Raw genomic sequence first — 25910 nt, forward strand, 5'->3', positions numbered from 1 at the left:
CACTATTTGACTCTTTCCTTGAGGGAACAGAAGAGGGCGCAGCCACCCAGAGTTTCCAATTGCTTGGGAAAAAATCCTTTCGTTTAAATCCTAATGCACCTGCTTCAATTGGCTTTACAAATGGAAATAAACTCAATGATTTTTTTGCAGTTGCCGATCAAGCTAATTTGGATTCTGCAGTTAAGTTTCTACAGAAGTATTGGCTTTAATTAAACATTTTAAAATGGAAAATTTCTCTCAAAATATACTAGAGTAATTTACCAATTATTTACACATTTATTAATTGTACAAAGATTTTACGAGTATACCAGATTATGAAAGATAAATTATCTATTATTCTATAGTAAAATAAAAGCTACGAAAAAGCACTTTGAAAGCTCAAATAAATATATATAAGAGAGGTATAAATGGACAGTAAAGAAGAACTTATAGGTGGTAGAATCGGGAAAATTCATAAAATAGGAGAGACAGTTGTTCGACCATCCAATAAATGGACAAAGGATATACATTGTTTTTTACAATTTCTTCATGAAGAGGGTGTTGATATTGTTCCAAAACCATTTGGTATAAATGAAAAAAAAGAGGAAATTCTTTCTTTTATACCCGGTGATGTTTTTAATTACCCTTTACCTGAAAAGCTTTTAATCGATTCTATGATAGTTTCCTCTTCGAAATTATTGTTAAAGTTTCATAAGTATAGTGAAAGATATGTATCAAGACTTACTAATTATGAGCAGTGGATGTTACCTGTATCTTATCCTATTGAAGTTATGTGTCATGGAGATTTTGCACCTTATAACGTAACTATTGTAAACAATGAAGCTGCTGGTATAATCGATTTCGATACTCTCCACCCAGGACCTAAAATGTGGGATATCTCATATGCCATTTACCGGTGGGTGCCGTTTGATTCCCATGGTAACCTAAAGGAACAAATAAGAAAGGCGAAACTGTTTCTGGATACTTATGGAGTAGACTCTGAAAGTAAAACCTCTTTTATTAGTATATTAATAGCGCGGTTAAATAGCCTAACAGATTTTATGCGTTCTGAAGCAAGTAATGGGAACAAAGATTTTCAATTACATATAGAAGAAGGACATATTCAACTATATCTGGATGATATTGAATACTTAAAAGGAAATGAGGAGGAAATAACTCTTGGTATCAAATAAATATAATTCCAATGGAACTGAAGTGAAAATATTTTCCCCTGATAACTTTATGCAATACTAATGATAAAAAGTAGTATAATATGGTTAGTAAAGTGAATGGAGGTCACAACATGTACATTCCATTAACATTTTTTATTACCGTATCCGCTGCTTTTTATTTTTATGCACTATTTAATAACTTGACCATATGGAAATATATTTTAAAACCCGGAACGACGCTGCTCATCTTAATGTTGGTTGTAGTTAATCTTAATCAAGCGGGTATCTATGGCTGGCTCATATGTCTGGCTTTAATATTTTCCATTGTCGGTGACATTCTATTAATGTTACCTTCTGACCGTTTTATTCAAGGACTAATCTCATTCTTTATCGCTCATGTCGTATATGTAGTCGCTTTTCCAGGCATTCATGAGATAAGTGGGTATACGATTACGGTAGCCATCCTACTTATACTGTTCACAATACTGTTTGCTCTAGTCATCATCCCTGCTGTAAGAAGAGAAGGGGGGATGTTGCTTATTATTGCTGTTCTAGCTTATATGGGTGTTATAACCTTAATGGTATATAAAGCAGTGATAAGTGGTGAGATGGTACTTATGCTGGGAGCAATCTCTTTTTATATTTCAGATGCTATACTAGCTTGGAATCGTTTTATAAAAACGTATCCGCTGGGTGAATACATGCTGATGTTTACATATTTTTTAGCACAAACATTCATTGCCTATAGTGTAATTGTATAGATTATTTTTAACTACCTCTACTATAACCTCACTATTCATTTAATTAGTGAGATTCTCCTATGTTGAATTCTATATTAATAACTTTCTATTATGGAACAGAATTTCTACTTAAAAGGGAAAAGAATTATTTCTTGCATAAATCCACCTTTATTCGCAGTGTTTCAAACTGTAGGGATTGATTTAAATGCTCTGCTTGTTTTAACTGGTTTACTTTTTCCTACAATTCTTAATTTAAAATCAAGGTTTTCAATTCTGTACTCCATCTCGGTATCCCCTTTAATAGAAGTTTGAAAGGAGATTCTCAGAAAAGCTTTTAACTGTACTCCTCTATTACGAGCGTTGGAGGGGGTTATTTCTTCATCCAGAATATTTTCAATGTAGTCCAATACATTTTCATTCTTTCTAACCAATCCATATTTGACATAGGCAAATGTGGTTTTGTTAAACTTAGGAAATACGTCCAATCACAAATGAAATTCCATTCATAAGATATCTCATTAAAATGAAAAGCATCGAAATCGTGGATTAACGAATTTTATACAAATGTATTGAAATGTGCAAATCGATGAATCAGGAGCTCTAGTATCAAACAATATGTTTTCCCTACCAGACTTCTGATTAAAATCTAAGAACTTTTAACTTATAGAGGAGTGAATTGCATGGAAATTCATTTATATGCCTTATGCTGGAACGAAGAAAAAATGCTTCCATATTTTTTCAAGCATTATGACAATATAGTTGATCAGTATTATATTTATGACAACTATTCAACAGACAATTCAATTTCAATTCTACGGTCGCATCCCAAAGTGATTATGAACAGATTTAAAATACAAGGTGATTCGATGATATTATCAACACAACATATGCACAATCAATTCTGGAAACAAAGCAAAGTCGACTGGATTATCACCTGTAACATGGATGAACATTTATATCATCCTAATCTTAGAGGATATCTACAAGACTGTACTTACAGTGGGATCACAATCATTGAATCCGAAGGTTATGACATGGTTTCGGATTCATTCCCGAATAGTGACCAACCTTTGTATGAAAGTATAAAGGTTGGTGTTAGAACTCCATTTTATGATATGACTAATATTTTTAATCCGACTGAGATTAAAGATATTAACTTTTCTGTTGGTAGGCATGAGGCTAATCCTGTAGGAAATGTTAAAAAAACAATCAAAAATGAAGTCAAACTTTTACATTATAAATTTTTAGGTTTTGATTATTTTAACAGCCGACTTTCAGAATTAAAATCAGGGCTTCGAAAAACCGATATAGCTAAGCAATGGGGAGATCATTATTTATGGGATGAAAGAAAAAAACTCCAAGTATTTGAAAGTGTTAAAAAAAGAGCTGTTAAAGTTTTATAGCTCTTTGGAGTTATCTGGAGAAGTGATTACAACACCTTTTACATTTCCAAATGTAGATTTATGGATTGACCAAGTTGAATTCCCATTAATTACTAAATCACGAGGAGCTCTGGTTCAAATTTATTTTAGAATAGGTTCCTAGGGGTACAGAATAACGGATGGTTCTTATCCCACTTTGGATACTAGCTATTGTGTTTGGTTATATCCCCAACAAAGAAAAATAAGTTGTTGATGCACTAATTATGTCTTGTTTTCCCAAGGAAATTTACTATAAGGGGATTTAATATTTAAAAATTCACAGAATTTTTTGTACGAGTTAGGTTGTGATAAATTAATGACTAATAAATCATTTGGTCTATTTTTGAAATAATTTATTATTTCTTGGTTATGTTTTTCGTAATTCTTAATTAATATTTCCTTATTAAATGGGTCATTTTCAGGAGTACCATATACTGCTTGAATATAATTCCACAAATAACCTTTATAAAGATATGTAGAATTCATTAGATCATCTTTTGTTGGTGTTTTTCCTTTACCAAAGAATTTTGCATGGAATCTAATCATTGAATTATACCATTGTTCAGAATTATCACGAATACTTAAAATAAACTTACTATCAGGATATGCTTTGTCAAGATATTTATAAGTTTCTGGGAGACTAAAAGGAACATCTTGAAATACGTTTGCTGTTTTACAGAAATTTATAATTTTATCAAAGTTTTTTCTAAACATATAATCATTCATTAACAATTCTGCTCCTAGTTGATTGCCAACTGTATACCCTAAATCTCCAAAAGCTTTTTGTAGAGATGTCGTTCCGGTCTTATTTCTACCAATACAAAATATTTTAGTCACTTTTCCACCATCCCACATTTTTTACTTATCAATATTAAATTGAATAAAACAATAGAACTTTAACAGATGCTTTTTAGAAATTTTCAAAACTTTGGAGTGCTCTCTTTTCGTCCCAAATATTGAAATTTCCCATACTTTTCGTATATCGATTTCATGTATCCCTGGTTTCAATTTTAAATATCGATTGTTTAAATAATTAAATCCTAATATTTATAATGTAAAAGGGGTATGGCAACGATTCAAGGAATGAACCTCCACATCTGAAAAATATATCAAATAAGGGAAATAATTCACCGTGATAATGGTTAGTTTTTATTTTGTTATTGAAGAGTAACAAAATTAAAATAATAAAATAAAAATAAAATTGTAACAATCTACATATATCTTTTGTATGTATTTTGAATTTTTTTATAAGGAGGCAGTATAGATAACAAAAAAGAATTAGAGGACTAAATAAAAGAAATTGGCTGTTCAACTTCAAACCTTACAGTTTAATCTTTGTATTTTAGTTTTCTTTCAATAGAAGGAGGTGAATTATATGCCTAAACAACTTTCAAGAAAATTCTATGATCCAACCATTACGCTAGAAGTCCCTAGTGAAATAAATTGTCAAGGTTGCATTACTGGAAATGTCACTTCTGATGGAGTGTGTCCAGTAGAGGGAGCAGATGTCTTTTTCTCGAGTTCTTTACCTAATAGCGTCAGTTTTGACCCGAATCCCGCAATAACGGATAATAATGGAGAATATTCGTCAATGGTGACGGTAGCTCCGCCTCTTTCGGGTACGGTTATTACAATCATAGCTAGTACAGAAGTAGATAATATCCCAATATCTACTACAGAGTTTACGATTGTAAGTTGCGAAATTGAAGCTGAAACAGTGTATGTCACGAATTCATTATCAAATAATGTTACAGCTATTGATGGACAAAACAATACTCCAATCACAACTCTACCAGTTCAAACTCTACCTCAAAGAGTATTAGTTACACCAGATGGAGAATTTGCTTACGTTGCTAATGCTGCTAGTGCTTCTGTTTCAGTAATTCGTGTGTCAGATAATACTTTAGTTGGAAATCCAATAACCACAGGAGGGGGTTCTGCAAATTTAGTTGCAACACCTGATAGTAGGTTTGTCTATGTCTATAATGTAGAGGCTAAGACGGTTTCTGTGATAACAGTGAGTGACAACCCTAGTGTAATCAAAAATATTGATGTTGGAGAAGGTACAGGAGGACCAATCCCATTCAAAAATATTGCGATTACACCTAATGGTCAGTTTGTTTATGTAGCTAATACGCCAGATAGCACGGTGTCTGTTATTCAAACTTCTAATAATGTTGTTATTAAAACGATTCCTGTGCCTAACTTTCCTCTATCAATCGCCAGCACACCTGATAGTAAATTTGTCTATGTTGTAAGTTCAAATGGAGCAATAACCGTTATCGAAACTTCAAATCAAACAATATTTGATACTATATTTAATCCGGCTCCGAATCCTCAAAATTTAGCAATTACTCCTAACGGTGAATTTCTCTATGTAATTGGTAATTCACAATTTGTAGAAGCTTTTCGAATATCTGATAATACACGGATAGCAAATATAGAATTATCTCGTGCTAACTTTTCACTTGATATTGTCATCTCTCCATTATCAGATTTCGTATATGTCATTGCTAATCAAAATTTTCTTCCGTTTGGTAGTTTCAATGTTATTGATGTAGCGAGTAACACAGTAATTAAGCAGGTGCAGCTTGGAGTTTCGCCAAGACAAATAGCTATTAATACAGATGGGAGTAGAGTTTATGTTTCTAATGCTGACCCTGATAATGTAGAAGTCATCCAAACTTCTAATAATGAACTGATAGCAAATATACCAGCAGGAGGAAATGGAGCTCAAGGTATAGCTGTTACTCCTTAACTAATCCTTTATATTAGGATTTCTGTTATGCCAATTAGAAGTGTTTTTTCGCCATATGGCTTGATGAAGTTCTAGGTACTCCTTTTTTCGTGTTTGTTAAGCCTTGTGTTGCAAGGGATGTGAGTTATGAAATTCATTCTAATATGAGATTTATTTTAGATGTGGCGGTTCATTCCTCGAATCGTTGTCATACCCCTTCAAGGTGTTTTCTATATACTCATTTTGTTGTTTAAGGATTTGTTTAATTTCGTCTAAATCTTGTTTCATGGCTTCCAGATCGTCTTTAGTCGCAATCTGAATGTTATTCATCTTCAACCGTAAAAGGAAACTCTTGCTGTAATATTTTTTCTGTTTCTTCACTTTCAAAACTATTCGTATATATATTTCTTGAATTTGATTCGTTGATACAGATTCAGGTGATCCAGGTGTTACAAAAGTGGATGCACATGTAGATTGAATGCATGTTTCTCTACTTTGCATTTCAATTATTACGATACCTTTACCCACTTTTCTTATAAAACCAGGAATTTGAAACTTTTGAGGAGTAGTAGTACCAGACGTTACAAATTCATGTAATAATGATCTGTATTTTTTAGTGGCTGCTTCCTCAGTGCAAGCACATTCCCCTTTCACATTTGTTTCAATTGAGTTCAAATTAATTTGAGAAGGGGAGAGGGTGTTTGATTGAACCACTACAATTTGACTTATAGGAATACAAATAGGAGCATTGAACTGCATCATCTCCATACCATAGAAACTCACTCCTTTGTTTTATGATTCTAAATCATTTACTTTTTATATAGTATTATTTATAAATAATAAGAAATTGATTTTTCAAACATGCCTTTTACCTCTTTCCTTTTTTGAGAATTTATCTCAAATATTTTTATACCTTCACCCTCTATATTATGAAAATCATAATTTTATGGTTTTAAAATAAAGTTGCACCGTTTAAAACTTATCAAGACCTAAATCGTAAAAAACCATAAAAAATAAAGGGTGGTACATATTAGTCATGACTAATATGTACCACCCATTTAATTCTTGTTCAACATTTGCGCCATATTGTTAAATAACCTAATCATCTTTACGAATACCGCTCGCAGTTAAAATAGCTTTCTTTATAATCACTCTATAATGTTATTTTATGCATTTTCGATATTAATATCTTCAAACACAATTTGTTCCTTCTCTGTGTAATTCCAGTATCTTATTAACAACCATTTGTGCAGTATTCTCTGAGGGAGGCATCCAGAGGTTTGTAATAGGTCCATATACTACTGGATTAAGTTCTACTTCGTAACCACCATAAGGATATGCTTCTTTTGTTGGTAAATAACCGAAATAACCACCATAAAATGTGAGATTATTATTCATTTTTTCTTGGATATCAAGTGCTGACTCTGAGAAAGGCCCATGGGGATGCCTGAAAATGACCCTTCGTTTATCTGGAATAATTGAATCTCTAGATCAATAACTAATTGCCTACAGTTCTGTTCGTACATTTCTAATACTTTTTCAAGCCAATTGTTTGTACTCACTCCCCATTGCTCTTGGGCTAATGAAGCCATGTTTTTTATTCTTTCTGGTTCTGGTATCTCTATTAATTTCATTGGTAAAATAGCTGAGGTCGTATGTAACCTATATATTTTATTGTAAGAAATTGAAGGAATCATAGTTAATACACTACCACTTAAGGCGTAAGCCATATGCTTAATTGCATTCATTGACCCACGATATTTTGCATTAACGTTTCCAGACGCACCTTGTACGATGATAATGGGGCAGTTTAGTATTTGTTCAAGTATTCTTCTTGTCATTCCAGGATAATCTCCTGACAGAAAATCACTGTCTGACTTTAAGACATTTGGATGTGCGGTACAGAATACTATTGCTCCTGAGAGCTGTTGATCATTTTGATTTCTTATTGCCAAAATCCCAATTCGTTTATCAACAACTCCATATTCATTTGTACCCATCTTTACTCTTCCTTCAGACGTTTTTTCTCTACGATTCACCCCTATCTCTCCTAAGGTAACGTTCCAACCTACTTCAGAAGATTGCAAATGTTCATTTGCCTTAACAGCTGCATTAACAGTATTTTTAATAAGAAGTGTTTTATAAGCCTTAACTACTTCACTATTACTAAATGTTGAGGGCCCAGAATGTGTATGAGTAAAAACAATAGTGATATTCTCAATACCTATACATAATTCACTTGCAATTTTTTTACGAATCTCCATAGTATCTTCTACTAGCATACCAATATTATCTATACTAACAAACACAGTTTTATGATTATTACTTTCAAATACGAATGCAGTTGAATAAATATGTACTGTTAACAATGAGACATTAGCTGAATTATTACAAATAAATTCCTTTTCCCAAGATAAGAGCCCGCACAAATAAATTGGTTTTTTCATAAGTAATAGAAAACGGGAGACTTCCTTAAAAAAGAGGTGGAAAAATGTTTGAAAAAACTATTTGTGATTGTTGCGCATGTCCTATACAACGTGTTTGTGAGCAATTAATAGGGGAAGAAGGTGTCAGTATAAGAAGTGATGGTGGAGGCTTTGACATAATAATACAAGAAGCAAAAAACTTTATTGTGTCTGGACCAAGTACAGATATGTTTAATCCAGGAATTCTTCATATTTCCAGTAGCACTATCAATTCAGTTACATTTCCTTCTTCAATAGAAATTGATTTAAAACCAATTCAAAATAATTCTAAAGGAGAATGTATTTGCTTGGAGAATCCCATGACTAATTTAGCGAACTCTTTATTGAACAAGGAGTTTGTAAGTATTCAAGGGATAATTTTAGAATTAGAAGAAGTTGTTATTTGTAAGGTTGGAAAAGGAGTGATGATTGTAAAAGAGAAAGATGACAACGAAAACTTTATAGCTGTCTCCACTTGCAAAGTCTCAACCATTACTGAATTACCACCAGATAGTTAAAAAACAAATGTGAAGTTATTGATCTTCCATAACATCTTCATCTAAATTTCAGCTCTGAGCAGTCAGACAAATCACCTATTAACATTTTGTTATGTATAAATTTAATATTCTTTTAAACAAATGAAGAACTCCATCATCTCCAGAATCAAATGAACATGATGGAGTTTTCGATTGAAAAGTGCTCAAACTTTTCTTAATTTTAAATAATAAACCCACCTTCTATTTAAAACAACTATATTAACAGAATTATGCATATAGAGGACTATATTCCCAAGTTTATTCTCCACAATTTTTATCTGTAACAGCCTAACATCATTCCTGCTATTAAACCAGATTTTTTTCTAATGAGAAAAAACACATATGTTTTATCGCTTAAAATGTTCTTCTAGAAACCCTAAAACTTTAATAATCCCCCTTTTTTCCATACCTTTACTATAAATCTTTTGATACCAATAACAGATCTGCTTGAAACCCTTCACTTATGCTTCCAATTTGATGTTCAAGCCCCAACAATTTTGCTGGATTGTAACTTGCTAATTTGCTAGCTTCTGTCATGATAATGACCTGTAGACTCAAAAATGACAACCGGATCCTTTCCAGCCTCAACTTCTACCTCTTTATAAAACTTGTAAAATACATCTAGACCCTCTAAATGATGTTCAAATTTAAAACTTTTTTTATATGGATGTTTCTTTCGTAAAAAGGCTTGAACTTGACTTTCCCCTTTTGCAATATCCAGACCTAAGAATGGATCCATGCTTAACACTTCCTCTCTCTTCGTCATTGCCGGTACCTCTAATTCCCCTTGTAGTGTCATTTCTTCTCTTGTTATACAAGATCTCCGTCCCAACCAGCCTCACACATGTTTCTACAAGTAGAGGGTGAACAGTTTTGTGGACGGGATCAAGTCCCACTGGCCCAAACGTTCTACCCCGGCTACCTAAAGAATACTCACCTATAAAAAAATGAGGTCAACCAGAAATAACTGGCTAACCTCATAATACAATCTGGCCCGATTCTTGAACATGCAGGAAACGGAGTACCGTTAGATTTTTTTATAAACCTCTGCGTAAGCAAATTTTAGCTGTTCACGTAACTCTTTATTATCTTCTTCTAGACTCTTAATTTTTCTCTTCAGAGAAGCAATAATTGCGTCTTTGTTGTTCTCATTAATCTGGCGTTTAACCTGTTGTTTGGTAGGAGATTGAGCTTTCTGTTGCCGTAAGGAGTCTATACGTTCTCTGATTTTCGGATTGTTGTAAAGTGTTGCTTTACTAACTCCCGATTCACTTGCTACACTATTAAAATTTATGCTTTCCTTCGCTTTTATAAGACGTTTTATAGCTTCATTGACTTTTTGAAAAGTATTTGCTTTTCTTTTTTCATGAAGCTGTTTTAAATGCTCTCTACGGTCATATTTAGTCATTTGTAACACCTTGCTTTCGTTTAATCCGTTCTAATCGTCCAAAGATAATATTACCTTGTTTAATCGTGTTGTATATGTCCTTTAATCTTTCAAGGTTTTTCCGATTTTTCTCTAGAATTTCTTTTCGACCATATTGCTGGGCAACATCAATCATTTTGGATGTCGATTGAATATGAATCTCATATTTGGCTGCGTCCATTTCTGAAAAACCTACAGCTAAATCTTTACATGGGTTACCACCGTTACAGGTTAAACATGGTGGTTCTTCTGCATATGGGCAATCTCCATTTAATCGTGCCCGACATGACCCGTAAGGGTTATCAATGGCTGTTAGCTTATGATCACGCCACAAAGTATCTAAAATGTCTTGAGGAACTTCATCTTTATCCGATATCTCATACATTTTCCCATTTAGATCAAAACTAAATACTCCTTGTTCTATTGCGTTTTCAAATGATTTTCGCTTCGTATCATCTAATAATCGTGCGTATCTCATAGTCATTTCAGGAGAAGCATGTGCTAATAATTCCTGAACTGTTAAAATGTCAACGCCACTGTTTAACATTTTTACTGCATATGTATGACGAAATTGATGGGTTTTAAAGTAAAATATTTGACCATTTTCATCAACAATGTTTTGTTCATTAGCGAGTATATTTAAATATTTTCCTATTGTTTGTTGTCCATATGGTAAACCTTTTCGAGATCCACGATAACGAACAAAAATGAATCTATCTGGGTTATTATCTTGATTACTATTTTGAACAGAACGATCAATCAAAGATGCTAACATATTAGCTAACTCTTCATCTATTGGAATTCGATGTCCTTTCACATAAGTCTTTTCAATATCTGTTTCAATGTAATATTTTTTGTTCAATTTGACTAAACAATCTTGTTTTAATCCCAACACATCAGATATCCGTAATCCTGTTTTAAATGCTGTCCAAATAACAGGCTGAAAGTCTTGATGTAAGTGGTTTAGATTTTCAAATAATTGCTTTAAAATCGACTGAGGAATATAGTTAACATGGTCATAAGATTTCTTTTTTGATTTCGGTTTATCTTCTGGGAAAATCAGCTTTCTAACACTCTGTTTAGGTGCAATAGCGAATTCATAACGTTGAATGTCTGATAAAAATTTACTTATAATTGTTAAAGACGTTGAAATATAACTTTCAGGATGAGCATTTCTTCGTTTAAGATGACTTCTCGCATATTGATTAAGCCATTCGATGAACCGTTCAATATGTTTTCGGCTTAAACCACTTATATTATTCCAAGATGGCTCAATGGACGAAATGAAATTTAAAAAGTTAGGAAGAAATCTTATGTAATTCATTGCAGTACACCATGTAAAATTGTGTTTACTTAATAATCGCTGCTTTATGTAACTCTTTACCTCATTTTTTATAGGAATGTTCTTGATGTTTGAAAAATCTATAGAAAAATTTTGCTTTGATTTGTTATATTTAATGACATATTGCTCATTTAAAATTCGAACATCCCAACAATCTTTTTCCCATTCTTCACGCGTATCTGTTAACTCAAATAAGGAATTGTACATCAGTCTTAAGAATGTTGCTGAGTGAGATTTATATGTCAAATCTCCATAGAGTTTATCTTTTCTTGTTGTTTGTGTCTTAAAGCCGTTTTTTTCTAACCAAATGAGCCATTCACGTTCTAATCTATCAACATCTAATTCTAGTAAAGAATAAAGGCTTGAGTATTTTTCATTTAAAAATGCCGTTAATTTTCTTAAATAAGGTGCCTGTCCAATAAAGAAACTGTTTAAATTCCATTCATCTCGAAATAGTTTGTTGTACCATACAAATTTCATTTCAAGGTTAGCAGAAGGACTGTTGATATTAAAACTCAAATTTTGGCTTAAATTGTTATATTTTTGATATTGATCTTGGAAGTTAGAAATAGTACTAATAAATTTGATACTCCAAGTGTCATTTACCAAAAAATAAGGATTATGAATTTCCTGTTCTGTAATTGAACCATCTTCATTTATAAACTTTTCTGTATAGGTTGCCAACTGCCTCTGTAATCGTTTAAGATAGTCTATTTGTGTTATGTTACTGTGATCAATCACCTTCATTTAACTGACTCCTTTTCATTGTTCACTTTTCCCAAAATGGAATGCATGTTGTGCTTTTTCCCAATTCTTACGAATATCTTCATCAGAAGGATGAAGGTACATATTCATGGTTGTTTGTATTTGGGAGTGTCCCAACCGTTCTTGTACCTGTTTTATATCCTTTGTCTGTCGATAGAGCATTGATGCATGTGTATGACGAAGTAAATGAGGGTGCACGTTAATTTCTGTTTTATCTCTTAATCTCTTAAACAATGCACTTACATCTTGATAATTCATAGCTTGCCCAATATTTTTACCATGCAATTTTACAAAAACAAAGTTAGTATCTATCTCTAATTCATCGATGAATTCGTAAAGGTAATCATCAAACAAGTCAATTAACTCCTGTGAAATATGTATTTCTCTTTCTCCCGTTTTCAACTTAGCACCGTTAGGCAATTCCCCTCTATCTTTTAATTGAATACGGTGTCCATTTTTATGATCAAACATAAAGTCTTCTATAAACAGCGATAGCACTTCTCCAATTCTCAATCCGGTTTCAAACAGCAGTTTAATAAGCAGTCTATCTCGTATGTTGGTTGTTGCCTTATAAATCTGTTCAACTTCCGCTTTAGACAATATTTGTACTTTTTTTCTTGGTTCTTTTAGTTTTAGGATATTCTTGCTTGAAGGTTTATCTTGATTAATATGATAGAGAAAATCCTTGTACCTTGTACGCCCTCCAGTAAATATTTGTTTTATCAGTTTTTCTACCATATCATTTTGTATTTCTTGATTCCGATATAAATAATCATAAAAGTTAGTTACTACTGTGATAGTAAGATTCACTGTCTTCTCTGTCTTTTTTGCTTTAGTTTGTTGTAACGGAGTTACTTTGCTACTTGAATATGGACTCCTTAACCACCCCATAAAATCTGCTAAATCTCCTATAGTAATATCTTTATAATCTTTTTTTACTTCTTCCAAATAGTCAAAATACTGCTTTAGGGCATAACAGTATGTTTTTAATGTATTGCTGCGTTTTCCTGTTACATCTAAATACTTCAGATACTTCATTACAGGGACTACTGGTATTCCATCTTTATCAAGAAGCATATATCTTTTCTTATTACCATCAAGTAATACTTCCTGTGCTTTCATAAATATCCTCCACCTTAAAACATAAGATCATAAAGTAAATATATTATACTAGAATATTTTAGTATAGTTTATAATTCAAATATGTATCAAAAAAGAGGATATTAGCTCATATATTGAACTAATTATCCTCTAATAATCATAGTACAGTTAATAAAATAAAGTTGCACCGAAATATTATATTGAATACAGTTTAATCAAAACTTATGAATTAGAATGTGATTCATGAGTTTTTTAACTTTCATATTAGACAAAAGCGCCCTATTGTGGAATAACGTAATTGGAGAAATAGTTTAAAATTAGGAAGGGAAGTGATTGTGGAAGGATGTACTTGAATTAAAGATGTAGTTAAGTTTAAGAAATATCGGTTAATTTATATTCATTTTTTTGATACACTTTGAAAGTAATCAGTCATTTTAAAAGGGAGAGAAAAATAATATCACAATCATTAATCTTTGACATGGATGGAACACTATTTCAAACAGATAAAATATTAGAATTATCACTAGAAGATACTTTTAACCATCTAAGGTCACAAAATAAATGGGATACAGTAACCCCTATTGATAAATATCGTGAGATTATGGGTGTACCTTTACCAAAAGTATGGGAAACTTTGTTAACTAATCATTCCATGGAAGTAAGAGAACAAACTGATGCTTATTTTCTGGAAAGATTAGTTGAAAATATAAAAAGTGGGAAAGGTGCTTTATATCCTAATGTAAAGGAAGTATTCAGTTATTTAAAAGAGAATAATTGTTCAATTTACATAGCAAGTAATGGTTTGACGGCATATTTAAAAGCAATTGTGAGTTATTATAATTTGGATAATTGGGTTACTGAAACATTCAGTATCCAACAAATTGAATCGTTGAATAAATCAGACTTAGTTCAGAATATTATAAAAAAATATGGTATTACCAATGGTGCTGTAGTAGGAGATCGACTATCAGATATAAATGCAGCTAAAGATAATAGATTAGTTTCAATAGGATGTAATTTTGATTTTGCACGAGAAGATGAACTTTCTCAGGCTGATATCGTAATTGATGACTTAATTGATCTACAAACAATACTACCTAAATTAAATAAACAGCTTATTGAACAAACGGAGGAATTGATCCAGAAGAATTAATGCCTTTCGTCAGTTTCCGCAATACCAGCTAATAGGAAGTCAAGAATAAACTCTAAAAAAATTATTTTAGTTGTGTTAAGATAAAAATAAACATACCAAATAATCTTCCTTTAATATAAACGGAAGAATCTTCTTTTAATTGATTATTTTGGTAGTAATCATATTACAAATGTTTCTTTTCGTTTTAGTAAAGCATAAATCCAGTGAATGAGCTTATTCGCACAAGCAATGACTGCGACTTTATGTGGCTTACCTTCTTCTCGTTTTCTATCATAGAATTCTTTTAGTCTAGGATTCCGAGTGTTTATCAAGCCACATTGTACAGCAATATATAAAACCTGTCTGAGTCTAGTAGATCCTCTTTTCGTTATACGATTAATTCTGGCTTTGAATTGGCCTGATTCATGGACACTAGGATCAATGCCAGCAAAGGCTACGAGTTTCTTAGGGTTATTAAATCGGTCAATTTCACCGATCTCGGAGATGATTGTGGCTGCAATCTTGCCTCCAATACCAGGGATTGATCGAATAATAGGATAGGCTTCAAACGCTTGAGCCATGGCATCTATTTCCGTCTCTAATTGGGATAGGTGTTTTTGGTATTGTAGAAGCATTTCAATATACATCTTTACACTAATAAGATGACTGTAGTATAGCGTTTGTTTATATGGATTATTTCTTGCGGCAGATTTCAGTTTCTCTGCCTTCTTCATGGACCAGGACTTCGAACGACGCTTACATAATTGGTGAATTTCATGTGCAATTTCACTAAGGTTCAGTTCTTCAACCTCTCCAGGTGTTGGAAAAGCGAGTAGGGTATGTAAGGAAACCTTTGAAAATAAGTCTCCAAATACGCCCTTATATTCGGGAAAGACTTGATCTAAAATAGTATGAAATTGCAACTTGGTTTGTACGTAGGTTCCCGTCAGAGAATCATGTTGTCTACAGAGATTACGAAGATTTAGCGTTTGAATATTTTTCTTTTGAAATGCTTCTAGGTCTTCTTTGTAATACAGCTCACAGAGGTGATAAGCATCTATTGCATCTGTTTTGACTTTTCGTAGACTCACTTTTTTGGCTTCATATGAGATGACAGGATTGACCAAATAATAGGTTACACCATGGTCCTCTAAAAACTGCAAGACTGGCTCGTGATAGTGTCCTGTTGATTCAAAAATAACACTCGGAGATTGTCCACTTATTTGCTCTACCTCCTGATAAAATAAATAAAAATCATGTAAGCCCATTCGATCGTGTTTAAACTTAAAGCTCTTTTTGTAAGGATTTTTCTTTTCTAAGAAGGCTTGAACTTGGCTTTCTCCTTTTGCAACATCCAGACCAATGACTGGATCCATGTCGTATCACTTCCCTTTAATAGATTTGCCGGCAGCCCCTAACCTAACTTGTAGTTTCATAGCTTCGCTTGTTATACGGGATCTATGTCCCAACCAGCCTCAAACATGTTTCTACAAGTAGGGGGTGAACAGTATTGCGGACGGGATCGAATCCCACTGGCGCTTACGTTCTGCCCCGGCTACTTAAAGAATAACCTATAAAAAATAGACCAACCAGATTATTAACTGATTGACCTTATAATACGATCTGGCGCTTTAATGGGACACGAGATAACACCTAAAGAAGTTGATTTTGAAAGCAATTCAAATATTAACTAAACATAAGGGAGGTTACAATATGATATACGGATTTAAAACTAAGGAAGTACCTTCATTGTCTCAAGTAGGTGGGAAAGCAAAGGCGTTGATTGAAACTACTAAAGCAGGTTTTGATGTACCAGAAGGTTTTGTTTTATCAGTTGATTTCTTCGATTCTTGGATAAAAGAAATTATGTCAACTAGCGAGTGGCAACAATTTTTGACTTCTCCAACTAAAGAGATGTGTGACAAACTCAAGGTGCGAGCGGGAGAACTTGAATTCACTAATGTGCAAAAAGAAGCACTTAGAAGTGAACTTAATGGTCTGTCGGAAAAAGCGGTTTTTGCAGTCAGATCTTCATCGCCAGAGGAAGACCTTGAAGATACCAGCTTTGCAGGCCAGTACGATACTATACTTGGTGCTGTCAGAAGCAACCTTGAAAGTGCAATTGTTGAGACTTTTACTTCAATGATGGATACGAGAGTCGTGGAATATAAAAAATTGAATGAACTACCTCTAGATAATCCGAGGATTGCCATTATCATACAGAAGCAGATTGCATCAGACATAAGTGGTATTGCATTTTCTTTAAATCCATCAAACAATTGCTATGATGAGGCTATGATTAATGCCAGTTTCGGGCTCGGTGAAACCATCGTATCTGGTCAGGTAACACCAGACACTTATGTGGTAGAAAAAGTTAAAAGTCAGATTTTGGACAAAAAGATTATGGAAAAATCTTTAGGTCTATGGTTAAAAGAAAATGGTGGTACTGTAGAAGAAGATAACAAGGACCCAAAAGCACAGGCTCTATCAGATAATCAGATTCTTATGGTTGCAGAACTTGTGACTAAATGTGAAGAATACTACGGTAGGCCAATGGATATAGAATGGGCAATAGAAAATGATAAACTTTATCTTTTACAGTCTAGACCAATTACAACCTATCTACCTCTGTTTCCTGAGCTTGTAACAAAACCTGGGGAAGAAAAGCTAATTTATGTTGATGTCATAGGGATGACCCAGGGATTTACTGAGTCTATGAGTGTTCTTGGAACTGAACTTTGGGGATTAAGCGTAGAGAGTATTAAAGGTGAGGTGATGATTTGTTCTGAGGATGGTACGTCACCAACCCTTCATGGCAGACAGTATTTTAACGTATCTCATACTTACAAAGCTTTTGGATCAAAAGTCGTTTCGAGTTTTTTAGAAAACTATGATGGCAACGTAAAGAGAATTTTTACTGAAGTAGATATGAATGATTACATTCCCAAGAAGGTATCGCCTAGGTTAAAAGGTGCAAAAAAGGGTTTGGTGAAAATGACTTTTAGAATATTGCCATCGATGATGAAAGCTGTATTTATTAACTATAAAAAAGTTATGGCAGACTATGAAGCTTTAGCTGCTGAACTAATGAACTTTGCTGATGATATCAGTCCGGAGAATGATTTCAAAAAAACAGCAGAAGAGCTTACTGGCAAATTCGATGTGCTTATGAATGCTGGTGGCGTGATTGTAGGTATTCTATCTCTAAGAAATGTTAAAAAAATGTTTAAAGGACATGACATTGAAACAGAAGTAGCTGCTTTAGGAATGGAGTTAAAAGGCAATCCAACAAGCGCTATGGGACGGCTATTATTTAAATTAGCCTCTTATGATGAATTTCAAAATACGAAGGATAAAAACAATTTTTTAACCAAGATAGAAAATAGAGCGTATTCTACAGAGTTTTTATCAGACTTTGACGAGTTTATATCCAAATATGGCGTACGTGGATTTATGGAAATAGATGTTGCTTCTGAGCGCGCCTATGAAAATTTGGGGAGTGTTTATGATCGATTAAAAGAAATAAACATAAATGATAGTCAGATTACTATGGCAAAACAGAAGAGAAAGGTAGCCTATGACAAAATGTATGCTGTAGCTAAAGAAAAAGGATTAGAGAAGAAATTTGAAGAAGGGGCAAGGAAATTTCAGAATACGTTCGGATATAGAGAACACCCAAAATATATTATGGTATATGGTTTTGCACGCCTGCATGATGTTTGTTTGTCATTAGGTGAGAAGTTTGTAGGGCAAGGAAGACTTGAAGACAAATATCAGATATTTGATTTGCATTTGGATGAAATCAGTAAAGGGCAAAAAAATCAAAGTCTTGATTTGAAATCCCTTAGAAAAGCTAATCTTGAACCTTATAAAAAAGTTAGTCATATAAAAGAATGGCCGCTGGTCATTGATTCAAGAGGTAAGATATTTAAACCTAAATTAGAGATTAAGGATGGCGATATAGTAGGTGATCCAATAGCTCCTGGCAAAATAATAGGCAGAGCAAAAGTGCTTCATTCACCATATGAAAAACCGTTGAACACAGGAGAAATACTCGTTACAACATCAACGGAACCTTCTTGGACACCAATATTTATTAATGCGGCAGGAGTCATAATGGAAATTGGGGGACCGCTTCAACATGGAGGCATCATTGCTAGAGAATATGGCATTCCTTGTGTCAGTGGACTTATGGGTATTATGGATATAGTTAAAGATGGTGACTTGCTCGAGGTAGATGGATCGAATGGCATAGTGAAAATATTAGAAGCATAATTGAGCATTAATCCAATTTACAGTACAGGATTTGTAGAATCTAGAAGATCTAAAAAGTTTTACGGAACAGTTATTTATTAAGTAATAATATAAGCCACTATGCGGTATCAAACATAGGCTTACTCATTGTAATATCTCATGCTAATTTGGACTTAGCATGAACATTGATTCAACCTTTAGCACTTTTCGCATTTTTGCTCTACAGTTTAATTGAATAGCTGAATATAATGTGATTCATGAGTTTTTTGACTTTCATACTAGACAATAGGGCCAGATCGTATTTGTTGAATAAGTGCTGTCTTTTTTGTTTAATTTTGAAATAATACTATTTAAGTAAAAGGCAGGTGAGATTATTTTAAATAACATAAAGGAAAGAAAATTAATAAATTCTGATGCGATTGGTTGTTCAATTGAAACAACTATTTATTATTAAATATACATCCACTTATTTCCATTGTCTCAATTCTATTTTATTTTCTATAATTTAGTATGTATAACTACGTTTTCACTATTGAGGTTTAATTATGACAAAAGACAAAATTGAGATTTACCCTAAAAAGAGAAAGTTAATCAAATTAACAGTAATTGGCATATCCTTAATACTGATATGTGCAATTACATCATTCATATCTCTATCTGAGGTATCCCAAGACAATAAGTATATACCAATCTTCTTTTTTTTCTTTTCATTGTGTGGAATCTTTATGTTTGGAATGGCAATTTTATTTTATTTAAAGAGATTAAAATATCCTGCACCATCAATTATTCTTAATAAAGAAGGTATTTATGATAATTCTTCAGCATTTAAAACAGGAATGATAAAGTGGGAAGAAATCAATCGTATGTACATATATGATATTAAAAAAAATAGGTTTTTAGGTCTTGAAATAAATAATTTTGATCAATTTGTTTCCAAACAAAATCGATTTATGAAATTACTTATAAAAATAAATCAAAAATTTTATAGAACACCTATTACGATTCCAGAATCAATGTTATCAATACGCTTAGAAGAATTAATAGAATTGATCATTCATTTTGAAAAGCCAAGTGGAATAAAAGTACAGGAGTATGAAATGTAGAAATTGCTAAAAAACCTATAGTCATGAATTGAGGTTATTATGAATAAAGATACAATTGAAATTTATCCACCGAGAAAAAGTGTAGTTAGGTTGTTTATTGGTACCATTATTATAAATCCGATGGGATTAATCCTAGCATATCTTGTTTTGAAGTCTATTATGGATTCTTCAACATTCTTTGAAATTATTATGTCTTTATTATTATTAATAATAGTTCTTATAGCCATTGCCAGCATGCCATTTACATACTATTTAAAAAGATTAAACAAACCAAGCCCCTCATTAATAATAAATAATGAGGGAATTTATTTCGATATATCTCAAATTATTATGGGAATGATAAAATGGGAAGAAATTACCGAATTATCATTGACTCCTAAAAGTAAGTTTTTTGGTGGAGAATCCTCACTAAACATACAAACAAATCATTTTAATGAACTCATTTCTAATCGGAAGTTTTTTTTTAAGATAATGCTAAAATCAGAAAAATTATTAAATAATAATTCAATTTCATTGACAGACAAAATGATATCAATGCCACTGGAGGAAATAATGGAGATAATTTTAAAAGAACTAAAAGATAGAAATTTAATAAATATAAATGAGCACAATTGAATTTGAGCAACCAACAAAGTAAAAAGAAAATTAATATTGTCTTACACGATGGAACAAAAATTCATATCGCCAATTTACTTCAAATAAAAAACTCTCACGAGCTGGTTTCCCCTAAGAGACTGATTGGTATAAAATCAATTGTTAATTAAGGCATTCCTTGAATAATAGAGCACCATGGAAAATGATCTTCAACAAATATGGCGCTTTTCTCTAAGAGAAGCGCTTATCTTATAACTACTATTTTCATTGACTACTATTATGTCCTAATATATGATTAAACAGATATTTCGAACTATTGATATTTAGAAAGGAGAATTTTATGGTTAGCTTCGCAAATTTGTTAGCTTTTGCATTGATATCACTTGGTATTGTATGTTCTCCAGGACCTAACATGATTTATCTTATTTCTCGTTCTATTACTCAAGGACGTATTGCAGGAATCATCTCTCTTTTAGGTGTTATGCTTGGATTTGTGATTTACTTATTTGCAACATTAGTTGGACTTGCTTCATTATTTAATGCAGTTCCCTTTATTTATGAATTAGTCAAATGGGCAGGTGTTGCTTACTTACTTTGGCTTGCTTGGAATTCATTTAATTCAAAGACTTCAATCCTAACTCCGCAAACTCTCTCTATTGAAACCCCGAGAAAATTGTTTCTAATGGGATTCATGACTAATTTACTAAATCCTAAAATTGCAATTTTGTATGTATCTTTACTTCCTCAATTTCAAGATCCAGCACAAGGTTCATTACTTCTCCAAGGTGCTACCCTAGGTCTCACGCAACTTATAATTAGTTTTATAGTTAATCTGTCCATCGTTCTAACAGCTAGTAAAATATCTACATGGTTTTCAACACGTCCGACATGGCAAAAGATTCAACGTTGGTTCATGGGTAGTGTGTTGACTGGTTTAGCTGGACACCTTGCTTTTGAACGAGTAGGCAAATAAATAGTTGTTATTCGACAATCTGGCGCGATTATGGAATAACATGGATAGAAAGTGATCAATCTTTTTTATAAAAATCAAATAGTCAATCTCAAATCTAGAATCCATTTTGATCTATCTTTTATTCAAAATGGATTCTTTTGTTTGCCATAGAATACGGGTTTTAATGAAATTTTTGATCAAACTTTATTTTAAGGTTACAAATTTTTTGAGTGGACTCCTGTCCTTAAAGGAAGCTTTATTTAAAAAATTCCACGAATGTACCGGTATCAATAGTAGTCTCTCTCTTTATCAGTTACTACCTCGAATAAAACTGACAAATTTGTTAATGGAGGTTGCACATTGGACAGGTTTCCATAAACAATTTCTTCATGCCTCTACAAATCGATCACCTAACGAAGACGAAACAAAAATTTTAATGGCTACTCTCATGGGTATGGGTACAAACCACTGAAAGAAGTGAAACACTTAAGACAACAAAAATCACAAGTGCCCACACGAAAGCAAGTAAATCTAGACATGTATGAAGACAACAAGGATGCCTTATTGTACAAATTATCAAGATTTAAAATATTTGTTATTAGCTGAAGAACGGTAATAGAAGAAGAAGGATAAAAGAAGGGAAGAAAATGAGATACAATATGGAGCGATTGTTGGACAATTCAGATTGAAAATGATCAAACTTTTTTTAAATGAATTCTTTTGTTTGCTGTATTATGTGAGTTTGTATTAGACAAAGTAAATAAAATATTCAGAATTTTATTTACAATCACTCATAGAATCTATACAATATAAAATATACTATAGGGGGGTAAGGTATTTGAATTAAAGTTAACTAAATGTTAAAAGTATGCGAGTTTTATTGTTAGTGTTTATGAAATGGAAGTAGTGTAGTGGGGAGGTGCTTTAGCTAAAAAAGTAGAGAATGGGGAGAATCTTACGTATCCATAATGCTTTGTAGAGAAACAAGCCAGCAACAAGTTGGAAATGCAGCAAAAGTATTAGGGGTTAAGGTACCTCTTACAAATTTTGAGTATGGAACTGTGGATTTAAGCGTAGAATCCAAAAAGAAATTTATTCGTGTGATTAGAGAAATAAAAACAGGAACGCGATTTAAAAGCATTTAAAAATCAATTTCAAAAATAACTAGTCTTTCAAACTATTTTCCACACTCAGTGTATTTTGCAATAAATATTAAGAAATAGAGGTGTAGTCATTTGTCTAAAAAAAATCACCATGAACACAGGGATCATCATGAACATAAGGATCACCATGAACACAACAATCATCATGGTCATATGATAGATGATTTTAAAAATCGATTGTATATATCACTGATTGTAACTCTCCCTGTTTTGTTATTATCACCTATGATTCAAGGGTTTTTAGGTTTTGATCTTTCATTTTCAGGAGATAAATATATTGTATTTTTATTAGCAACATTTATCTTTTTTTATGGGGGGAAACCATTCTTAACTGGATCAGTTAGTGAATTAAAATTGAGGAATCCAGGTATGATGACTCTAATAGCTTTAGCAATTACAGTGGCCTATGTATATAGTTCTTTCACCGTTTTTGAGTTAGCAGGAAAAGATTTTTTTTGGGAATTAGCAACACTTATTGATATTATGTTACTTGGTCATTGGATAGAAATGCGTTCTATCATGGGTGCTTCCAATGCTCTAGAAGAGCTAGTGAAACTAATGCCTTCAGAAGCACATGTTATTAACAAACATGGGAAAATAGAAGAAGTGCCTATATCTGAGATTCAACAGGGAGATCTAGTTTTAGTAAAACCAGGAGAAAAAATTCCTGCAGATGGTTTAATTGAAAAAGGAATATCTTTTATTAATGAGTCAATGTTAACTGGAGAGTCTGTGCCAGTAGAAAAGAAAATTGGTGATGCAGTTATTGGGGGTTCTATTAATGGAGAAGGATCATTAACTGTAGTAGTGCAGAAGACAGGGAATGAAAGCTTTTTATCTCAAGTAGTGAATTTAGTAAGGGAAGCGCAAGAGTCAAAATCTCGCACACAGGATTTGTCGAATCGCGCAGCAAAGTGGCTCTTCTATTTAGCTTTAGCAGCAGGGATTCTTACTTTAATAGTTTGGTTGAGTTTAGGATATGACATGAACTTTGCACTTGAGAGAATGGTAACAGTTATGATTATCGCGTGTCCACATGCTTTGGGTTTAGCAGCTCCTTTAGTTATTGCAAGGTCAACCGCTTTATCTGCGAAAAAAGGGTTACTTATACGCAATAGGGCAAGTTTTGAAGAAGCTAGAAAATTAAATTCTATCGTTTTTGATAAAACAGGAACCTTAACAAAAGGAGAATTTGGGATAACAGATATTGTGATTGAAAATGATATGTCCAAAGAAGAGATAATGAAATATGCTGGGTCAATAGAATCTCAGTCTGAACATCCAATAGCACAAGGATTAGTGAATGAAGTTAAAAATAAAGGTTATGAAATGATTGAACCGAGTGAATTTGAGTCAGTCACAGGTCAAGGTTTACGAGGGAAAGTATCTGATCAAGAAATAAAAATTGTGAGTCCAGGTTTTATGAAAGAAAAGAATATTAAATTTCAAACCGCGAAGTTTCAACAATTGTCTAGTCAGGGAAAAACAGTGATATTTATTTTAATCAATGATGAACTTGCTGCTATGATAGCATTAGCGGATCAAATTCGTGATAGTGCAAAAGGTGCCATCTTAAAGTTAAAAGAAATGAATATTGAATCGATCATGCTTACAGGTGATAATAAGCAGGTTGCTCATTGGGTAGGTGATCAACTTGGGTTGGATAATATATTTGCTGAAGTACTGCCACATGAGAAAGCTAATAAAATTAAAGAAGTAAAACAGATGATGGGGCGTAAAGTAGCGATGACAGGGGATGGCGTGAATGATGCCCCTGCTCTAGCTACGGCTGATTTAGGGATCGCTGTAGGGGCTGGAACAGATGTTGCGATGGAAACAGCTGATGTAATATTAGTTAAAAGTAATCCGATGGATGTAGTTTCCATTATTGGATTGTCGAAATCAACTTATAGGAAAATGATTCAAAATCTTTGGTGGGCTGCAGGGTATAATATCGTAACAATACCATTAGCGGCTGGTATATTGTATCCTGTTGGTATTATTTTGAGTCCTGCGGTGGGAGCTGTGTTAATGTCATTAAGCACAGTGATTGTGGCAATCAATGCAAGTCTATTTAAAGGTTAACTAATAAACAATTAGTTTATGAACTATTAAATTGTATATCCAGCGAATTAAGAGGTTTTGTTATTCAACAAAATGGCGCAAGTGTAGAAGAAGATAAACGGTATAATGATCAAACTTTTTTATAAAAATTAATTAATCAATCTCAAATTTAGAATCCATTTTGATCAATATTCTTTCAAAATGGATTTTTTTCTTTGCCATAGAATGAGGGTTTACATAAGATTTTAAATCAAACTTAATTGTAGTTGGTTTATCTAAAATAAAAAGGATAAGATGCAAGTTATTATCATTTAAGGGTATATGTTCTTGTCATCCGACATCATTAAAATTATATGATATAAAAAGGATTTCATCGATCCATTGACTTATGTACAAAATACGGATTTTGTGAAAAAGTATTTGTGGATCTGTTTTTCGCTGTGGATCTAAAATATGATGACCTACAACGGTTTTAGCGGGGTTTAATCCAAACTTGTAACAAATATAAGCTAAAACCCAAACGTATCTTTTATAAGATTCTTCATTATGATATCATTTGCATCATCCCCAAATAAATTATTATCCATCGTTTTTTGGTATTGAACATGCCATGCTTTTTCTGGAGTATCTGTAAGAAAAGGAATACATTCATATATCCCCGGGATATTTAATTTTAAAGCTCAATTTATTTCTCTCCCCTCTTAGATTGGACTATCAATATTGTCTTTGATTTTGGAATTTTTAAAATCATTAAATACCTCTTTCGTGATGTTAATAGCATTTATTCCTGTGATTTCATAAATCAAAGTACTTAGTAATGAAAGCAGATTATCTGTAATATCTCCCTCTATTACGTACATGACTAATCCAAAAGTAGATGATAGTGTTAATACAATTACTAACACACTTATTTTTATCTCATCAACAGAAAATACTTTGTCAAATAGATTATTCATGTCTCTTC

At 32.6% G+C, this 25910-nt stretch carries 20 protein-coding genes and 4 pseudogenes; 13 read left to right on the forward strand and 11 right to left on the reverse strand.

The features are described from left to right. The first annotated feature begins 59 nt into the window (after positions 1-59). From EPK97_RS00370 to EPK97_RS00380, 3 genes are all read left to right on the forward strand, one after another. Positions 60-209, forward strand: coding sequence for a hypothetical protein (locus tag EPK97_RS00370; protein WP_162034621.1), 150 nt, complete (start codon positions 60-62; stop codon positions 207-209). Between the two features lie 198 nt (positions 210-407). Next, on the forward strand, positions 408-1172 hold the full coding sequence (locus EPK97_RS00375; protein ID WP_162034622.1) for a phosphotransferase: 765 nt from the start codon (positions 408-410) through the stop codon (positions 1170-1172). 110 nt (positions 1173-1282) lie between these two features. Beyond that, positions 1283-1912: a lysoplasmalogenase gene (locus EPK97_RS00380; RefSeq protein WP_162034623.1), complete on the forward strand. Its 630-nt coding sequence runs from the start codon at positions 1283-1285 to the stop codon at positions 1910-1912. A 164-nt stretch (positions 1913-2076) separates the two neighbouring features. On the opposite strand, the pseudogene EPK97_RS00385 reads toward EPK97_RS00380, so the two are convergent. Then, positions 2077-2265, reverse strand: a pseudogene (locus EPK97_RS00385) (AraC family transcriptional regulator); the annotation flags it as partial. Positions 2266-2571: 306 nt separating this feature from the next. Here EPK97_RS00385 and EPK97_RS00390 point away from each other — a divergent pair. Further along, positions 2572-3294, forward strand: coding sequence for a glycosyltransferase family 2 protein (locus tag EPK97_RS00390; RefSeq protein WP_162034624.1), 723 nt, complete (start codon positions 2572-2574; stop codon positions 3292-3294). Between the two features lie 240 nt (positions 3295-3534). Here the strand turns inward: EPK97_RS00390 and EPK97_RS00395 are convergent, their stop codons facing one another. Beyond that, positions 3535-4149 carry a sulfotransferase gene (locus EPK97_RS00395; RefSeq protein ID WP_162034625.1) on the reverse strand — a complete coding sequence of 205 codons (615 nt, stop codon included), beginning with the start codon at positions 4147-4149 and terminating at the stop codon, positions 3535-3537. Between the two features lie 538 nt (positions 4150-4687). Here EPK97_RS00395 and EPK97_RS00400 point away from each other — a divergent pair. Then, a complete protein-coding gene (locus EPK97_RS00400) occupies positions 4688-6070 on the forward strand; it encodes a YncE family protein (protein ID WP_162034626.1) in 1383 nt (460 codons plus the stop codon). Positions 6071-6220: 150 nt separating this feature from the next. Here the strand turns inward: EPK97_RS00400 and EPK97_RS00405 are convergent, their stop codons facing one another. Further along, complete coding sequence (locus EPK97_RS00405) at positions 6221-6817, reverse strand: hypothetical protein (RefSeq protein ID WP_162034627.1); 597 nt, start codon at positions 6815-6817, stop codon at positions 6221-6223. 423 nt (positions 6818-7240) lie between these two features. Beyond that, positions 7241-8496: pseudogene (locus tag EPK97_RS00410) on the reverse strand (neutral/alkaline non-lysosomal ceramidase N-terminal domain-containing protein). 44 nt (positions 8497-8540) lie between these two features. Between EPK97_RS00410 and EPK97_RS00415 the strand changes: the two are divergent. After that, the gene (locus tag EPK97_RS00415) at positions 8541-9032 is read left to right on the forward strand and encodes a hypothetical protein (RefSeq protein WP_162034628.1); all 492 of its coding nucleotides are present in this window, start codon (positions 8541-8543) and stop codon (positions 9030-9032) included. 432 nt (positions 9033-9464) lie between these two features. Here the strand turns inward: EPK97_RS00415 and EPK97_RS00420 are convergent, their stop codons facing one another. The 5 genes and pseudogenes from EPK97_RS00420 to EPK97_RS00440 form a co-directional block, all read right to left on the reverse strand. Then, complete coding sequence (locus EPK97_RS00420) at positions 9465-9587, reverse strand: amidohydrolase family protein (RefSeq protein ID WP_162034629.1); 123 nt, start codon at positions 9585-9587, stop codon at positions 9465-9467. Next, positions 9583-9789 (reverse strand): annotated as a pseudogene (locus tag EPK97_RS00425) (IS110 family transposase); the annotation flags it as partial. The pseudogene EPK97_RS00425 and the gene EPK97_RS00420, both read right to left, overlap by 5 nt. A 288-nt stretch (positions 9790-10077) precedes the next feature. Beyond that, on the reverse strand, positions 10078-10458 hold the full coding sequence (locus tag EPK97_RS00430; protein ID WP_162034630.1) for a DUF6262 family protein: 381 nt from the start codon (positions 10456-10458) through the stop codon (positions 10078-10080). Then, positions 10451-12565: a tyrosine-type recombinase/integrase gene (locus EPK97_RS00435; protein WP_162034631.1), complete on the reverse strand. Its 2115-nt coding sequence runs from the start codon at positions 12563-12565 to the stop codon at positions 10451-10453. Before EPK97_RS00435 ends, EPK97_RS00430 begins: the two co-directional genes overlap by 8 nt. Before the next feature lie 15 nt (positions 12566-12580). Then, positions 12581-13705, reverse strand: a complete 1125-nt coding sequence (locus EPK97_RS00440; RefSeq protein ID WP_162034632.1) for a tyrosine-type recombinase/integrase — start codon at positions 13703-13705, stop codon at positions 12581-12583. A 433-nt stretch (positions 13706-14138) separates the two neighbouring features. Between EPK97_RS00440 and EPK97_RS00445 the strand changes: the two genes are divergently transcribed. Beyond that, positions 14139-14837 carry an HAD family hydrolase gene (locus tag EPK97_RS00445; RefSeq protein ID WP_162035408.1) on the forward strand — a complete coding sequence of 233 codons (699 nt, stop codon included), beginning with the start codon at positions 14139-14141 and terminating at the stop codon, positions 14835-14837. Positions 14838-14995: 158 nt separating this feature from the next. Here EPK97_RS00445 and EPK97_RS00450 read toward each other — a convergent pair whose 3' ends face one another. Then, the gene (locus EPK97_RS00450) at positions 14996-16192 is read right to left on the reverse strand and encodes an IS110 family RNA-guided transposase (RefSeq protein WP_162034633.1); all 1197 of its coding nucleotides are present in this window, start codon (positions 16190-16192) and stop codon (positions 14996-14998) included. 337 nt (positions 16193-16529) lie between these two features. On the opposite strand from EPK97_RS00450, the gene EPK97_RS00455 reads away from it, so the two are divergent. The 6 genes and pseudogenes from EPK97_RS00455 to EPK97_RS00480 all read left to right on the forward strand — a co-directional run bounded on the left by EPK97_RS00455 (position 16530) and on the right by EPK97_RS00480 (position 24967). Next, a complete protein-coding gene (locus EPK97_RS00455; RefSeq protein ID WP_162034634.1) occupies positions 16530-19091 on the forward strand; it encodes a PEP/pyruvate-binding domain-containing protein in 2562 nt (853 codons plus the stop codon). 524 nt (positions 19092-19615) lie between these two features. After that, positions 19616-20173, forward strand: coding sequence for an STM3941 family protein (locus EPK97_RS00460; RefSeq protein ID WP_162034635.1), 558 nt, complete (start codon positions 19616-19618; stop codon positions 20171-20173). 39 nt (positions 20174-20212) lie between these two features. Beyond that, the gene (locus EPK97_RS00465; RefSeq protein ID WP_162034636.1) at positions 20213-20788 is read left to right on the forward strand and encodes an STM3941 family protein; all 576 of its coding nucleotides are present in this window, start codon (positions 20213-20215) and stop codon (positions 20786-20788) included. Between the two features lie 319 nt (positions 20789-21107). Beyond that, the gene (locus tag EPK97_RS00470) at positions 21108-21740 is read left to right on the forward strand and encodes a LysE family translocator (protein ID WP_162034637.1); all 633 of its coding nucleotides are present in this window, start codon (positions 21108-21110) and stop codon (positions 21738-21740) included. A 274-nt stretch (positions 21741-22014) separates the two neighbouring features. After that, positions 22015-22185, forward strand: a pseudogene (locus tag EPK97_RS00475) (Tn3 family transposase); the annotation flags it as partial. 769 nt (positions 22186-22954) lie between these two features. Further along, positions 22955-24967: a heavy metal translocating P-type ATPase gene (locus EPK97_RS00480; RefSeq protein ID WP_420826760.1), complete on the forward strand. Its 2013-nt coding sequence runs from the start codon at positions 22955-22957 to the stop codon at positions 24965-24967. Positions 24968-25647: 680 nt separating this feature from the next. Here EPK97_RS00480 and EPK97_RS00490 read toward each other — a convergent pair. Next, a complete protein-coding gene (locus tag EPK97_RS00490; RefSeq protein ID WP_162034638.1) occupies positions 25648-25902 on the reverse strand; it encodes a hypothetical protein in 255 nt (84 codons plus the stop codon). Between the last annotated feature and the right edge of the window lie 8 nt (positions 25903-25910).

The sequence above is a fragment of the Chengkuizengella sediminis genome (assembly GCF_010078385.1).
In the GTDB taxonomy this organism is placed as follows: Bacteria; Bacillota; Bacilli; order Paenibacillales; family KCTC-33759; genus Chengkuizengella; species Chengkuizengella sediminis.

Excerpts from the sequence above, each read along its gene's own strand:
- EPK97_RS00375 (WP_162034622.1), top strand. The coding sequence starts at position 408 with ATGGACAGTAAAGAAGAACTTATAGGTGGTAGAATCGGGAAAATTCAT.
- EPK97_RS00380 (WP_162034623.1), top strand. The coding sequence starts at position 1,283 with ATGTACATTCCATTAACATTTTTTATTACCGTATCCGCTGCTTTTTAT.
- EPK97_RS00390 (WP_162034624.1), top strand. The coding sequence starts at position 2,572 with ATGGAAATTCATTTATATGCCTTATGCTGGAACGAAGAAAAAATGCTT.
- EPK97_RS00400 (WP_162034626.1), top strand. The coding sequence starts at position 4,688 with ATGCCTAAACAACTTTCAAGAAAATTCTATGATCCAACCATTACGCTA.
- EPK97_RS00405 (WP_162034627.1), bottom strand. The coding sequence starts at position 6,817 with ATGGAGATGATGCAGTTCAATGCTCCTATTTGTATTCCTATAAGTCAA.
- EPK97_RS00415 (WP_162034628.1), top strand. The coding sequence starts at position 8,541 with ATGTTTGAAAAAACTATTTGTGATTGTTGCGCATGTCCTATACAACGT.
- EPK97_RS00420 (WP_162034629.1), bottom strand. The coding sequence starts at position 9,587 with ATGACAGAAGCTAGCAAATTAGCAAGTTACAATCCAGCAAAATTGTTG.
- EPK97_RS00430 (WP_162034630.1), bottom strand. The coding sequence starts at position 10,458 with ATGACTAAATATGACCGTAGAGAGCATTTAAAACAGCTTCATGAAAAA.
- EPK97_RS00435 (WP_162034631.1), bottom strand. The coding sequence starts at position 12,565 with ATGAAGGTGATTGATCACAGTAACATAACACAAATAGACTATCTTAAA.
- EPK97_RS00440 (WP_162034632.1), bottom strand. The coding sequence starts at position 13,705 with ATGAAAGCACAGGAAGTATTACTTGATGGTAATAAGAAAAGATATATG.
- EPK97_RS00450 (WP_162034633.1), bottom strand. The coding sequence starts at position 16,192 with ATGGATCCAGTCATTGGTCTGGATGTTGCAAAAGGAGAAAGCCAAGTT.
- EPK97_RS00455 (WP_162034634.1), top strand. The coding sequence starts at position 16,530 with ATGATATACGGATTTAAAACTAAGGAAGTACCTTCATTGTCTCAAGTA.
- EPK97_RS00460 (WP_162034635.1), top strand. The coding sequence starts at position 19,616 with ATGACAAAAGACAAAATTGAGATTTACCCTAAAAAGAGAAAGTTAATC.
- EPK97_RS00465 (WP_162034636.1), top strand. The coding sequence starts at position 20,213 with ATGAATAAAGATACAATTGAAATTTATCCACCGAGAAAAAGTGTAGTT.
- EPK97_RS00470 (WP_162034637.1), top strand. The coding sequence starts at position 21,108 with ATGGTTAGCTTCGCAAATTTGTTAGCTTTTGCATTGATATCACTTGGT.
- EPK97_RS00490 (WP_162034638.1), bottom strand. The coding sequence starts at position 25,902 with ATGAATAATCTATTTGACAAAGTATTTTCTGTTGATGAGATAAAAATA.